This is a genomic window from Paenibacillus sp. CH40 (assembly GCF_024213605.1).
In the GTDB taxonomy this organism is placed as follows: domain Bacteria; phylum Bacillota; class Bacilli; order Paenibacillales; family Paenibacillaceae; genus Paenibacillus; species Paenibacillus polymyxa_B.
The window spans coordinates 139,048-153,950 of the sequence record NZ_JANAVQ010000009.1 but is presented as its reverse complement, the minus strand read 5'-3'; the positions used below and the strand labels follow the sequence as shown (position 1 = coordinate 153,950).

General features: G+C 45.7%; 9 protein-coding genes. 6 read left to right on the top strand and 3 right to left on the bottom strand.

Translation table 11 applies throughout. The features are described from left to right. Window positions 1-46 precede the first annotated feature (46 nt). Entirely contained in the window at window positions 47-3,796 is a 3,750-nt protein-coding gene (locus NLX73_RS21595; RefSeq protein WP_254327303.1) for an alpha-L-arabinofuranosidase C-terminal domain-containing protein, read from the top strand. A gap of 102 nt (window positions 3,797-3,898) precedes the next feature. On the opposite strand, the gene NLX73_RS21590 is transcribed toward NLX73_RS21595, so the two are convergent. Further along, window positions 3,899-5,296 carry a phytase gene (locus NLX73_RS21590; RefSeq protein WP_254327302.1) on the bottom strand — a complete coding sequence of 466 codons (1,398 nt, stop codon included), beginning with the start codon at window positions 5,294-5,296 and terminating at the stop codon, window positions 3,899-3,901. 110 nt (window positions 5,297-5,406) lie between these two features. Beyond that, window positions 5,407-6,282, bottom strand: a complete 876-nt coding sequence (locus NLX73_RS21585) for a helix-turn-helix transcriptional regulator (RefSeq protein ID WP_254327301.1) — start codon at window positions 6,280-6,282, stop codon at window positions 5,407-5,409. 193 nt (window positions 6,283-6,475) lie between these two features. On the opposite strand from NLX73_RS21585, the gene NLX73_RS21580 reads away from it, so the two are divergent. The 3 genes from NLX73_RS21580 to NLX73_RS21570 all read left to right on the top strand — a co-directional run bounded on the left by NLX73_RS21580 (window position 6,476) and on the right by NLX73_RS21570 (window position 11,484). Further along, complete coding sequence (locus NLX73_RS21580; RefSeq protein WP_254327300.1) at window positions 6,476-8,419, top strand: glycoside hydrolase family 127 protein; 1,944 nt, start codon at window positions 6,476-6,478, stop codon at window positions 8,417-8,419. Between the two features lie 27 nt (window positions 8,420-8,446). Beyond that, a complete protein-coding gene (locus NLX73_RS21575; RefSeq protein ID WP_250259900.1) occupies window positions 8,447-9,817 on the top strand; it encodes a glycoside-pentoside-hexuronide (GPH):cation symporter in 1,371 nt (456 codons plus the stop codon). 275 nt (window positions 9,818-10,092) lie between these two features. Next, window positions 10,093-11,484, top strand: coding sequence for an MATE family efflux transporter (locus NLX73_RS21570; RefSeq protein ID WP_254327299.1), 1,392 nt, complete (start codon window positions 10,093-10,095; stop codon window positions 11,482-11,484). Between the two features lie 85 nt (window positions 11,485-11,569). Here the strand turns inward: NLX73_RS21570 and NLX73_RS21565 are convergent, their stop codons facing one another. Continuing rightward, entirely contained in the window at window positions 11,570-12,559 is a 990-nt protein-coding gene (locus tag NLX73_RS21565) for a zinc-binding dehydrogenase (protein WP_254327298.1), read from the bottom strand. Between the two features lie 135 nt (window positions 12,560-12,694). Here NLX73_RS21565 and NLX73_RS21560 point away from each other — a divergent pair, with 135 nt between their 5' ends. Both NLX73_RS21560 and NLX73_RS21555 read left to right on the top strand, forming a co-directional pair. Then, window positions 12,695-13,567 carry a LysR family transcriptional regulator gene (locus NLX73_RS21560; RefSeq protein WP_254327297.1) on the top strand — a complete coding sequence of 291 codons (873 nt, stop codon included), beginning with the start codon at window positions 12,695-12,697 and terminating at the stop codon, window positions 13,565-13,567. Next, window positions 13,545-14,693 (top strand): RDD family protein, encoded by a 1,149-nt coding sequence (locus tag NLX73_RS21555; protein WP_254327296.1) that lies wholly within the window; start codon window positions 13,545-13,547, stop codon window positions 14,691-14,693. The genes NLX73_RS21560 and NLX73_RS21555 overlap by 23 nt, the downstream gene beginning before the upstream one ends. Window positions 14,694-14,903: the final 210 nt, after the last annotated feature.

The window sequence follows — 14,903 nt, the reverse complement described above, 5'->3', positions numbered from 1 at the left end:
TAATTAGTCATTACATTAATAAACTATAGGTATAGGAGCAACGAAGATGACCAAATTCCAAGATCAAATCATTGCGCGTTACAAGTTTGATGATGCAGAGAACGTCGGCAAAGATAGCTCAGGGCAAGGTAACGATGGGGTTGCTTCAGGCACAGTAACACCTACGATTTCCCATGCTACCGGTAGAGCAGCTTTGACGCTTGAGGGAGGCCCCAACGGTACATCGTATATCCAGCTTCCTCCCGATCTATTCAAAGATGTAAGCGATAACACCGGTGTGACGGTTACTGCTTGGGTCAACTTCGGCAGATTCACAGATATGTGGGAACGTGTTTTTGACTTTGGTAAAGCCCATACAGGGCCCTATATGTTCATGACACGGAATCTGCGCGGAACCCTTTTCACCGAGGCAGATTTGTCCGTAGACCCGGGAAGAGGTTTTGTCAGGGATGAGTGGATGCACATAGCCCTGTCTGTGATCGGCACGGAAGGCGGCACATTAAGCAGCGCGGGTCCGGTGGTATATGTCAATGGTGAGGTGGTAGCGGACGGTTCCATTAGTCAAACTTCCAGCGGCAACTATGCCAAGCTGCGTAAATGGTTCGAAACGTTTACAGACTCGTCCAACTACAGCAACAATTTTATCGGTCGCTCCCAGCATGCAGCGGATGTAGACTTTGCCGGCTCCGTTTCAGATTTTCGAATTTATAAAGCAGGCCTGACGGCGGATGAAGTCATTGAGGTCATGTGCGATTCGTTGACAGATGAAGAGATCGTGAAGCTTGCCAGAGATAAATATTTGTCCTTTCCGACGACGATTGTAACCAAGGACATAACTCTGCCAACGGTTCTGATGGGCGGAAGAGTAGAAGTAACCTGGAAATCCAGCCAACCTGGTATACTCTCTGACAATGGCCAGATTCAGGCGATTACCTCTGCACAAGGGGTTACCGTCACAGCTTTATTGACGAAGGGCTTAAGCCAGATTGAAGAAAGCTTTGAGGTATCCGTTCTTCCTGAACAGCTACCTCCGTACACGCTGACCATTCATGGAAATAAGAAAGTAGTGGATGTCAGTGAAGTGATGTACGGCTTGTTCTATGAAGATATCAATAACGCAGCAGATGGCGGGATTTATGCAGAACTCGTTCAGAATCGCTCCTTTGAATCTTTCGAGTTCGATACGTATTCCCATGCTTCCGGTGAATGCGGCTGCTCTACAGGACGGAACCGCAACCCGTTGTTCGCCTGGTCTGGTGATACGGATAAGATGACTCCACAGCATAGCGGTGGATTAAATGAGTTTTTAGGCGCAAAAGACAAAGAAGTGAACTCTTATTATGTGACGGTAGCAGATGGTGCAACGATTCGGAACAAGGGCTTTTCCGATTCTAACCAGAATTGTGCCATGTCCATCCAAGAGGGTGCCAAATATGAGTTTACCATCTGGGCGAAGGCCGATTCAGCGGGCACAATCACACTGCAACTGCAAGACTCAAATGAAAAGGCTATTAGTGATTCGGTTACGATACAGGTGGAAGGCGACAACACGTGGAAGAAGTACGGCATCGATTCCAAGCTTGTACTGACAGGCTCAGCTACGGTTCTCGGGCAGCTGGCGCTTACATTTAAAGGGGACATTTCGGTTGATATGGTTTCTTTATTCCCACAAGATGTATGGGGCGCAGGAGAGGAAGAGCAATCCCCATCGGCACATGCTAACTTCCAGGGTAATCCTAACTACCGACTGAGAAAAGATTTGGTGAACGCACTGGTTGGCATGCATCCGAAGTTTTTGCGGTTTCCAGGTGGTTGTATTTCCGAGGGTTCATTTATATGGGAAAACGTATACGATTGGAAGGAATCGATTGGGGATATCGAGTTGCGCAAGGAAAACTTTAATGTATGGGGCTATATGATGACCATGGGTCTTGGTTATATGGAATATTTCCAGTTGGCAGAAGACCTGAATGCAGCTCCGCTTCCGGTTATGGCCTGCGGCGTGCTCTGCCAAGCCCGCTCGGATTATGCTCATCCCGCTGGAGGCGCATTGAGAGAATACTATATTAAGAACTTTACGGATCTGATCGACTTTGCGATTAGTGTGGATTTTGAACATAATGAATGGGCTGCTATGCGTAAAAAAATGGGCCATGAAGCACCGTTCGATCTGCGTTATTTGGGTGTAGGTAACGAGAACTGGGGCACAGAGTTTTTTGCCAACTTTGAAGTGTTCAAGACATCGATTGATGAGTACATGGAGAAAAACTATCCGGGTTATGAGCTACACATCATCTCCACGGTTGGCGCTCAAGCAGACGACGATGCATATCAGCAGGGCTGGAAGTTCTTAAGCGGTAATATGACCGGTTCGGCTAAGGTTGCTTTTGCAGATGGTAACCAGGTGACGGAAGAAATGGTAACCTGGTATGAGAAGCAAAAAGACTACATGGACACCATTGCAGATGAGCACTATTATCGTTCTAACGAGTACCTGCTGAATAACGTGGACCGCTATAACTACTACTACAGAGCTTATAATGCGGACGGCAGTATAAATTGGAAAGCAACATCAAAGGTTTTTGTCGGGGAGTACGCCTCAACGGATAAAAATACATTGGCAGGCGCTGTAGCAGAGGCAGCAGTGATGACGGGCTTCGAAAATAACGCCGATGTCGTTCGGTTGGCTGCCTATGCACCGCTGTTTAACAAGGTGCTGACAGATGGAACCTACAGATGGACGCCAGACTGCATCTGGTTCGATGACGAAACGGTGTGGTTTACGCCGAACTACTATGTACAGCAAATGTATGCTAAATATTTGGGGAATAAAGTATTGAGCACCTCTTTCTCTACTTACAAAAACGGCAAGCCAACGGACCTCATTCCTCAGGGTGGAATTGAAATTGCAACAGGCAATGCCGAGGTTATGATTAAGCGTGTGACTGTTACTTCCAACCAGGACGGCAGTGTGCTGCTGGATCAAGACTTTACCCAGGGATTGGATTCGGCCTGGCAGGTCATTCCCGGTTCCGTGGGCTCAACAGTAGAGGAAGGCAAGGGGCTTGTGCTCAAAGCTCAGGATAGCGGTCTGAATGGTTTGTACATCTTGAACGATAGCTGGGGCAATTACAAGGTAGAGGTGGTCGCCTCCCGTATTTCCGGCACGGACGGCTTTTATGTGGGTGCGGGTCTCACTGATATTTCTGCGGAGAAAAAGGACGTCGTTGAATACGCAATCGGCTATGGCGGCAAGGCTACCGGCGTGAAGGTTTACAAGCAGGGCATAGAAGGCTACACATTGGGCGATTACTCTTCCAGTACAGCGGCAGGTAACTTGAGAGCAGCTAGCTATGAAGAGTTGGCTGACAACACGGACTACACCATAACAGTGAACTACGGCGGTGAAACGGGCAGTAATCTGATTTGCTCATACACCGACGGCGAGACAACCAGCAAAGTGCTGGACTACAAGCTGGAGGCTTACAACAGAGACGTGTTCAACTCGGTAACCCAAGATGCTGAGCATGTATACGTGAAGCTGGTGAATGCCGACAACGTGGATAAGGTAATACAGCTGAATCTACAAGATTTGAGTGTTGAGTCCATCGCTAAGCTGGTTACACTAACTGGCGATTCCTCGCTTGTTCATGTACCTAACGTGAACAAGAAGAATGATGAGAAGGTAGTGCCTACCGAACAGCAGATCACGCTTCAGACGGATTCTGTCCTCTTAGACTTACCGGCCAACTCGGTAAATGTGCTGGTGCTGGATCTTAAACCTTTTCTCGCTTAAAAACAAAAAGGGGTGTCCCAAGTAGCCGGTTTGTGGCTTTTGGAACACCTCTTTTTTTCTATGAATAGAGTCGGAATGTTGAGTTGATTTCCCCGAAGGGCATTACTGCGTGCTTCTGTTTACCAATTCACGCGGGTTGATGCCATCGTCTATCGTTAGCGGGGTAGGGGCTCCCGTAGCGATTCGCTCCCAAGGTACCATTTTAAAGTTCTGATTCAACTTTTTTCCATTTTGAAGATTTTCGTCATCTTGTGCAACGAAGATACCATGCGGGAAATTCTTGCCTAATCCGTAGCCAAGAACATCAATACCGTCTGTGACAGACGTACCGTCAACGGTAGGGCTCGCGCTGATCGTAAAGTTGCTTATATATGCATTGTCGCCTTGTCGTTCATAGATCGCATAGCTGCTGTTTCCTTGACTGGAGGCCATGAGATACCCTTTGCCATCTTTACCGTAATACAATGTAAGTCCTTCTATGTCATCGTGAAGTCTGCGCCCATCTGCAATATCCACATGTCGCAGCGGCTCGGTTGAACCGTCTGGCTCCGCACTATACTTCCAAATAGCGTAATCCTCTTCAGCGATGTAGATCGTACCATATTCATCATCAGCAACCATGCCTTCGGATTGCGTATTCAGCTTGAACTGGCGGACAAGCTTACCTGCAATTTTGCCGCTTCCGTCGTCAGTTAGCTCATATTGCTCAAATTCACCCTCTTTGCCCAACACGAGCGCGTAAAATTTATCTGTCTTGAGGCTATGGTATAAGCTGAATCCGTACACTTCTTTCATAGATGCTTTAATAGGTTTGCCAACCACGTTGGTCAGCTTTCCTGATGCACCGTCAATGGAAAAGATATCGATCGTGTTGTTGGTTCGATTGGTTGCCCCTGCGATATCAATTTTTTTGCCGCCCAATGTGAAACCGTAACGAAGATCCACGTTATTCATTTTTCCGACCTTCATGTTTTGCAGTTGCTTGCCTTCCAGATCATAGACTAAAATCCCGCCGCCTTTATTGGTTGCTAAAATTCTACTTTTCTCTGGATCGGCCGGGTTGAGCCAGATTGCAGGGTCGTCGGCTGCGTCTTCTCCATCCTCCACAGCTTCTGTTTCAGCAGAAGGGATCACTTTATAGGTGGGGACTGCGTCCTTAGGATCTGCATATTTGCTGTTCTCTGCTTCAAGCGCTGTAATAAGTTTTGTAGGAAGATATACATTTCCATTCACTATTTTAATTTCCCGGTCCGCTTTTCCGCTTAGTCCAGCTAAACGATATTGCTTCTCACCCACTGTAAAGGTCCCGACAATGCCATTTTTCAATTTGACCAAAACAGACTGGTCATCACTGTCCCATGTAATTGTCGCCCCCATTTTATCTGCCTGTGCTCGTAGTGGTGCATACCCGGATGGCTGAATGTCTGCCGCATGGGTCAGTTCTGGTGATACCAGAATCCCTGTTAAAATGGCTAATAATGCTAGTTTAGTTGACTTCATATGTATGCCCCTTTTCTGAAGTGAAAATGATATAACCGACTCAGTATAAAGCGAGAATATCAAAAGGATACAATGAAAATGTAAAGAGAATGTAAAGGAGGTGTAAGCATTCAATGGACTGGTTTCCAGTATTGTTGTCTGTAATTCTTTGGAGACATTCCGAATTTTTCTTTAAAGCATTTGGAGAAATAGCTTGCTTGGGAGAATCCCGTTTCCTCCGTAATTTGTTGGACAGACCAGTCGGTTTGTAGCAAAAGACTGCGCCCTTGATCCAGTCGATAATCCATTAAATACTCAAGCGGTGTGCGCTGGAAAGCGACCTTCATGCATCTGGCGAGATAGTTCTGATGTACGTGAAAATGGGTCTCCAAATCTTTATTGGTGATTGTATTTTTGTAATTCTGTTTTAGGTATATTTCGATTTGTTCCGCCAACTTAGAGGAGCTGTCTTTATTATTCTGGTCATACTCCAAACTCTGGAAAACATTCGCAAACGTCTGTTGGGCCTCCCATAGTGCCAGTTTTCTAGGTTTTAAAGTAGAGGCTAGTAAATAGTCTAATTTCGAAAATAGCTCATGTGGATTCACCACTTTTTGAATTTTGGGCAAATGAATGGTCGTATGTTCTGAATGAAAGTGCAGCTCGGGAATGGGGGTGCTGGGTATAATAGGATTGGGTGAGGATTGTGCGCACCACATGCTATTGGTTTGAAAATGGAACCAGTAAAAGGAGGTTTGTTCTGTACATGCCTCAATGGGAAAATGATGTTTATCCGGTTCAAGAATGAGAGCGTAATTTTCAGTTACCTTCCACACTTCGTCCTCTTCGCCAATGTGCAGCAATCCTTCTTTAATGATTATTACGTCAAAATAACCCAGATTATACCTATTCGGATGCCAATCCCCTTTTTGATATGTAGTAAAATTCCCCTCAATGAAATAAGGCAGCGGAGGAACAAGGAATGATAGAAAGTCTGTTTTGCTCATGGAAGCCAGCTCCTTTGTGTGTGAAATCGTATAAGTTTTAGTTAAAGATCGCGATTTTTTTTATAAATTCAGGTTGATAAAATAAGGACTGTAGCAAGGGGAGCTCAGGTTAGCTTGTACGATATTATCATTACTTTATCCTTATTTTCTCAAAAATGAAAGCGTTCTATTTCCAGGAAGGGATGTTTATCCAATGAAAACGGCAAAGCCAGTTAAGCATGTCATCGTTGACGATTTATTTTGGAAAAAGTATAAGCAGGTTGTGGCGGAAGAGGTTATTCCTTATCAGTGGAAAGCATTAAATGATGAATTACCAGATACAGAACCCAGTCATGCGATTGAAAACTTTAGGATTGCAGCCGGGGAATCCAGTGGGGAGTATTATGGAACCGTTTTCCAGGACAGTGACCTTGCCAAATGGCTGGAGACGGTTGCCTTTAGCTTAAGGGATCATCCGAATCCTGCGCTTGAAGAGCGGGCTGATGAAGTGATTGAATTGTTGGGAAGAGCTCAAGCTGAGGATGGATATCTAAATACGTACTATCTGCTTAAGGAACCCAACAATCGCTGGACCAATTTAAGAGACAATCATGAGCTGTATTGTGCAGGGCATTTTATAGAAGCGGCTGTTGCTTATTATGAAACGACGGGCAAAACGAAGTTTCTTCACATTATGGAGAAATACGTAGACCTGATTCAGCAGGTTTTTGGTACGGAAGAAGGTAAACGGAAAGGCTATCCGGGACATGAAGAAATTGAGTTGGCCTTGATCAAATTATACGACGTAACTGCAAAGGATCAATATCTCAAATTAGCGCAATATTTTATTGAACAGCGGGGACAGCATCCCATTTACTTTGCAGAGGAACAAGAACAGAGAAAACATATTCAAACAGAGCCCACCTGGAATGATGATAACAATATTAATTTTGGCTTAGGCTTCGAATACCAGCAAGCACACCAACCTGTGCGGGAACAAAAAGAGGCAGTCGGCCATGCGGTAAGAGCGGTGTATCTGTATATTGCGATGGCGGACTTGGCCGCGAAAACAGGGGATGCTTCCCTGTTACAAGCCTGTGAAACGCTGTGGGATGATGTAACGAATCACAAAATGTACATCACCGCAGGGATCGGTTCTACTGTAAACGCGGAAGCATTCACTTGCCATCACAATCTTCCCAATGACAGCATGTACTGTGAGACTTGCGCCTCTGTAGGGCTGGCCTTTTGGGCCAATCGTATGCTGCGTTTAGCGCCAGACCGGAAATACGCCGATGTTCTGGAGCGTGCGCTATACAACGGAACGATTAGTGGGATGGATCTGGATGGGAAACGGTTTTTCTACGTGAATCCGCTGGAGGTTAATCCTTTTCAAAAATCCAGAAAAGATCAGGAACATGTAAAAACAGAACGGCAAAAATGGTTTTTCTGCGCCTGCTGTCCGCCCAATTTGGCACGAATGATTGCATCAGTTGAGGACAATATGTATACCCAAACGGACGATACGTTGTATACGCATCTGTACATTGCCAGCAAGGTGAACATGACTTTATCTGGTCATGAGGTTGAAATTACACAAACTCATCATTATCCATGGGACGCGGATCTAACCTTTTCGATCCACGTAACAGAGCCGACTTCCTTCAAATGGGCACTACGGATTCCTGGGTGGTGCAAGCAGGCAGAGGTGAAGGTGAATGGGGAAACCATATCATTAGACCGTCTGGAAAAAGGCTATATCGAGATTCAGCGTACTTGGAAGGACGGAGATGTGGTAACTCTGCATTTGGCTATGCCGGTTGAGCGCATTCGGAGCAATCCGCTGGTCTCCATGAACCAGCAGCAAATTGCTCTCCAACGCGGACCAGTCGTGTTTTGCCTGGAAGAAGTGGATAATGGAGCGAATTTGGCAGGATTAAGATTGACAAAGGATAGCCTCATTACGGAAGAGTTCAGCGAAAACCTGCTGGGTGGCATTGTAAAGCTGACCATAGAGGGATACCGGGTAAAAAATTCGAATGCATTATATAGCTCGGAGCCTCCTGAATTTGTTCCTCAACAAATTACCGCCATTCCTTACTACGCCTGGTGCAATCGGGCCAAAGGGGAAATGCGTGTATGGGTTTATGAATCATAATTCATTCGCATGGGGAGAGGAAAGATCATGAGTACGAGAATTGTGAGTACGGAACCACCGGAAAAGGCAGCCAGTACCGTTCCTTTTCATCGTAAAATCAGCTATTCATTAACGGATACAGCAGGCAATCTACTATACTGTGTTATTTCCAGTTATCTATTATATTTTTATACAGATGTATTCGGACTTTCTATCGGGATTGCCGGGACATTACTATTTATCACCCGTTTTATCGATGCCATTGATGCCCCGATTTGGGGCATCCTGATTGACCGAACCAAGTCAAAATACGGACAGAGCAGACCCTATTTTCTATGGTTAGCGATCCCGTTCGCTGTGTTCATGGTCCTTACGTTTACGACACCCAATTGGAGTGAGTCGGGCAAAATTGCATATGCCGCCATTACGTACATCATAGCCGGCATCCTGTACACAGGGATCAGTACGCCGATTACGTCTATTTTGCCTAATCTGAGCACCAACTCTAACGAACGCGTAGTCTTGAACTCCTTCCGCATGGTCGGGGGGAACGTAGGTTTCTTCATTGCTACGACGTTTACATTACCTTTGGTCGCTTTCTTTGGACAGGGGAATGATCAAAAAGGATTTTCCTTAACGCTCGTTTTATTTGGAATCATGGCGATTATTATGTTTTTCATAGCGTTTGCCGATTTGCGAGAAAATGCAGCAGTGAAAACGAAATCTGTTCCCATTGCTAAAAGCTTTACAGCCATCAAACGAAACTGGCCCTGGATGCTCGTTGTAGCTGCCAACTTGTGTTACTGGATCGGTTTGAATATTCGTTCAGCAACGCTAATCTTTTATCTGCAATACAATCTGGACAGTAAGGACTTAGTGCCTTTAATCAATGGACTGACCTCCTTGCAGTTGATCTCGATGGTTCTGATTCCGTTTTTCGCCAGAAAATTAAGTAAAAATGCGATTATGATTATCGGATTGATATTAGCTGCGCTGGGGCAAGTCGTGATTTTAATGGGCAGTACAGACTTAACCCTCATTATTATCGGCTGGATTATTGGTGCGTTAGGATCAGGCTTTGCATGTTCTATGCCGTTTGCGATGTTGTCAGATACAGTCGATTATGGGGAATGGAAAAATGGTATTCGGGCAAGTGGTTTCCTGACCTCGATTGGAAGCGCATTCTGTATTAAAGCGGGTAGCGGAATCGGCGGATTATTGCCAGCATGGATCATGGGCAGCACCGGTTATATCGCTGGGCAAGTTCAAACTCCTACGGCGTTGTCTGGCATTCAGTTTAGCTTTATCTGGCTGCCATTTATCGTCTTCTTGATCGGAATCATTCCTATGTTTTTTTATAAAAAATTCGAAAAGAATGAAGCTTCTATTCAACAAGATTTAATTGCGAGAAGATCATAGACATTCTCTTAACAATGTTTTAATGACATCTTAAAACATTATAATGCTGCTCCAAAACCTGTTCACTGAGCTGAGCAGGTTTTTCTGTTATTTTATATTCAAATGTGAGCAAGACCATTGACAGGATTTTCTTTTGGAGTAATACTTCTATGTAGAGAAAAGTGTACAGAATCAAGAACTAGACACATCTAGCCTTGCAACTTTATACATTTTTTCGCCATGAAGGCTCTTCTGTTGAAGGGTTTTTTTCAATTTGAGAAAAAGAATGTGATGATATGAGTCAACTGAGTGTAAGGATGAGAACACATGGCTTTCTGAAGAAGCATTTTTCAGGAGAGTCTATTGATTATCGACAGATTATTGCGCTGTTTATCCCGCTTCTGATTGATCAGGCTTTTATCGTGGGTCTTAATTTGGTGAACACGGCAATGATTAGCTCGTCGGGGATGGCGGCAGTCAGTGCTGTAAATATGATCGATTCTTTGAATATTTTTCTGATTAATGTGTTTGTTGCAGTGTCTACCGGGGGAACGGTTGTCGTGGCACAGTATAAGGGGAGCGGTAACGACCTCATGGTCTCTAAAGCCGCATCCGGCACCATTTCCTCCGTTTCCTTGTTGGCCTTATGTATCAGTTTGTTTATGATCGTTTTGTACAATCCGATTTTAAGTGTTCTGTTTGGTTCCGCCTCGCCTGATGTATTAGCCAACGGTAAGGTATATCTGCTGGGAAGCTGTATGTCTTTTGTGGGGATTGCAATCGTTGAGGCGGTGTGTGGAGCGCTGAGAGGGATCGGGAAGACGAGGGCATCGCTGGCTCTTTCGCTCATCATGAACCTCTCGTACGTGCTCCTCAATGTGGTATTCATTAATGTATTAGATATGGGTGTGCTGGGCATGACGATTGCCGTCAATGTGTCCAGATATGCAGGGGCAGTGTGCGCATTGATTTATTTGGTCAGAGTAGATGACGACTTGCGTGTGCAGCTTAGAGATATGCTTTATTTTAATCTGGCTATGCTTAAAAAGATTCTGTTTATCGGACTTCCCTTTGCAGCGGAACAGATGTTTTTTAATGGGGGCAAAATTTTAACCCAAATTTTCATTGTGAGTCTGGGGACCAATGCATTGGCGACGAATGCCATTTGCTCATCCCTAGCTAACGTGTTCCAAATCCCTGCGAATGCTTTGGCTCTTACGATTGTAACCGTGGTCGGTCAATGTATGGGACGTCGAAATGTCGAGGATGCCCGGAAGTTTACCAAATCGTTTATTTGGCTGTCGTCTTGTTCGTTTATTGTAATGGGGCTCATACTGATGCCTTTGTTTGAGCCGATGGTGGGGCTGTTTCATCCGCCTGCTGAAATCGTAGATGACATTTTTGTTGTCATACTGATTAATACGTTGGCCCAGATTCCGCTCTGGTCCATTGCCTTTATTACACCCTCTGCACTAAGGGCAGCAGGTGATTCAAAATTTACGTCCCTCACCTCAATGCTATCCATGTGGTTGTGCCGGGTGGTGCTCGGGTATATTTTGGGCATTGTGTTCAACCTGGGGATTGTTGGTGTCTGGCTGGCCATGGATATTGAATGGGGCGTGCGGGGACTCGTTTTCCTTTGGCGCTTCCGCGGCAACAAATGGGTCCAGCATCGTTTAATCGACTGAATAGGTCCACTACCATAAATTTACTTCTGGGAGAAGGCATTTTACGGTAGTGGATTTTTTTTCTTTCTTACTTCGTTCAGACTCCTTACTCTATCCTGATCCCTATATTGCCTAACTGCGCTCCCTGCTGCATACGGTGGAAGGCTTGTGCTGTGTCTTGTAAAGAAAATACGCTATCTATAATCGGATGGAGTGCATGGCGATCCATGAACTGAAGCATAGCTGCGAATTCCTCGCCACTGCCCATAGAGGTGCCGATGATGCTGATTTGAGGGAAAAATATAGACCGCAGCGGAATCTCTACTTGATCTCCTGAGCTTGCGCCAAATGTAACAATCCGACCGTTCGGCTTGAGGATATCCAAATATTTATCGAACGTAGCAGGACCGATACTGTCAAGGACCAGATCCACGGTGTCTCCGTTCATACTTTCTTTCCATTCGCTATGGCTGTCGAATGCATGATTAGCGCCATGAGCGAGGGCAGCCTGCCTTTTTGCTTCGCTGCGTGACGTGACGGTGACCCGCGCGCCTGCCGCTAAAGCCATACGCATGGCATACGTGGCTACACCACCGCCAATACCGGGAATAAGGACGTGCTCACCCTGCTGTAATTGGCCTCTTGTGAAGAGCGCGCGGTAAGCGGTCAAAGCAGGCAAAGGCAGCACCCCTGCTTCTTCCCATGAAAGGTATGCTGGCTTGCTGACCGCATTTTGGACGGGGATGATAACCGATTCAGCGAATGTTCCGTCTGAAGGTCCGCCCAGAATGGCTGGAACCAAGGGAACATGATGCGTATTCTCCCATCCGATACATGGATTGATAATTACATCAGTACCTACTAGCGAGGTTGGGACACCATCACCCACAGCCTCGATCACGCCTGCTCCATCCGACCCCAGAATGAGTGGAGCATCGTTGGCTGTTCGATCCGCCATGAGGAACAGATCCCGATGATTCAAGCCTGCGGCTTTGAGTTTTACCTTCACTTCGTTGTGTCCCGGCTGTCTGTCCGTAATATCTCTATATGTCAGGCCCTCAGGGCCGCTTTTGCTGGCATGAATTACGGCTTTCATTTTAAAACCTCCCGTGGTTCGAGTTTAGATGTATTTGCATGTACATTGAATTGTACAGAGCGGCAAGCGTCCGGTAAAATGAACAAAATCGAATGTGAGTATCATAAATGATCATACCAAGCAGGTGACGTATACATGGAAAGCAGTGATTTGAAAATTTTTCAGGCTGTCGCTCGCAAGGGCAGTATCACGAAGGCTGCGCAAGTTTTGAATTATGTACAGTCCAATGTGACCTCGCGGATTCAGCAGCTTGAGGCACAACTGAACGTACCGCTATTTCGTCGATCTAATCGGGGAATGACGTTAACGCCGGCAGGAGAGAACCTGCTGAAATACGCGGATACCATACTGACCTTGCTGGACGAGGCTGTAAAGTCCACTCAATATTCAGACCAGCCTGCGGGACCTTTGCGACTGGGATCAATTGAGACGGCGGCGGTTACGCATCTGACTTCTTTATTGACGGAGTATCACGCTCAATATCCTGATGTCCATCTATCGCTTATGACAGGCAGCACCCATGATCTCGTACAAAAGGTATTGAATTACGAATTAGATGGAGCGTTCGTCTATGGCCCCGTCGATGATCCGCATATAGAGTATGTTGCAGCTTTTGAAGAGGAATTGGTGCTCATCTCGGAACCAGGGAAAAAGGACATGAACGAGCTGCTTGCCAAGCCTATGCTGTTTTTCGACGTAGGGTGCACGCATCGTACAAGAGCGGAAAGCTTTCTGAGCGAAGCAGGTGTGGCTGCGTATCAGGTTATGGAGTTCGGAACGTTGGAAGTCATTTTGGGTGGTGTAGCCTCTGGCCTGGGAGTGTCCATGCTGCCACAATCGTCGATTGCAAAGGCAGAGGAGGCGGGAAGTATTGCTTCCCATCGTTTACCTGAAAAATATCGCAAATTAGAGGTGTGGTTTGTTCATCGGCGGGATTCGATTTACTCCAGTGCACTGTCAGGCTTGCTCCGCTGGATGAAAAAGGATGTTATACTTAACTGGGATTAAATTGACATCAGGGGTGTATCATTTGGAAGAACAAGATGTAACGAACAATCCATCTACAGTAGCTCCGGGACCATATGCGACGAATGGCAACTACCATCGACGAGAACCGGATAAGATGGCGGTATTATCAGAAACATACGGAGCCTCTATCTTCTTCAGAAGATGGGCGGCCTGGATGATTGACTTCATTCTTATCGTCTTTGGGTATGGAGGGCTGGTTTATTTTACAGCGAAAAAAGTATCTGAAGTAGGGACCCCAAATATGGGCATGGTAGTGATGCTCTTCCTGATGGGCTCCTTCTGCTATTATTTATTGCCGGAAGGACTTACAGGCTATACGCTGGGTAAGTTTGTACTTCGCATTCAGGTCGTAAATGGAGAAGGGAAACCGCCGGGCATTGTGAAATCCTTGATCCGTACCCTTATACATTTGGTGGATACGAATCCGCTACTTTTCTTCGGGCTGCCCGCTGGTATATGTGTGCTGGTGACACCTCGGAAACAACGGATTGGAGATATGGCTGCGAATACATATGTGGTTAAGGTACGGGATTTGGGGACAGTGAGCAGAAAAAAAACCGGAATTTTGTCCGGGGTAATCATCCTGATGACGATCATTTCGATTGTCTTTGCTGTATCTTTAATTACTACGCTCATTACTCAAATCGTGAAGCCTGAGGTATTTACCAGTAAGGATAGTCAGTTTGCGGTTACGGCTCCGTGGAATTGGTCACGAGATGATAGGATTAATGAGGACGCGGACATCTCCATTAAAAATGAATTTACCGAAAGATATTTAATTGTATTGTCAGAACCAAAAAGCGACTTTGACAGTAGTATGACTCTTCAAGATTATAAAGGAATCATTGAGGATCATTTGGTATCAGGAATTATGGCCCCTGAATTGGGGAACCCTTCCGACATCGAGGTAAATGGATACCCTGCCATCGAATTTACCCTGAAAGGGGAAGTGGAAGGTACTCCAATTATGTATAACGTGACCACGATTGAAACACCTTCGCATTATCATCAGGTTCTTGCCTGGACCTACGCTTCGCGATACAGCAGGGCACAGCAAGAGCTACGCAAGATTAGAGACAGTTTCCGTGAAATGAACATGCTGTGAAGTGAACATGAAGCAATAACGATGATTCGAAGTTATAAGGCGGTAAGCGGAACAAGCAGACAGCTTATAGGAGCGTCTGCTTGTTGTTATATAAGCTTACTTTAAAAAATGAACAATTAAAACGGAGTAGGCGGAATGGTGTTGTACAAGCGAAGCGGTTGCTTTCAAAGCTTTTTCCGTAGGAAAGCTCGCTTCGGAAGCATCACCACC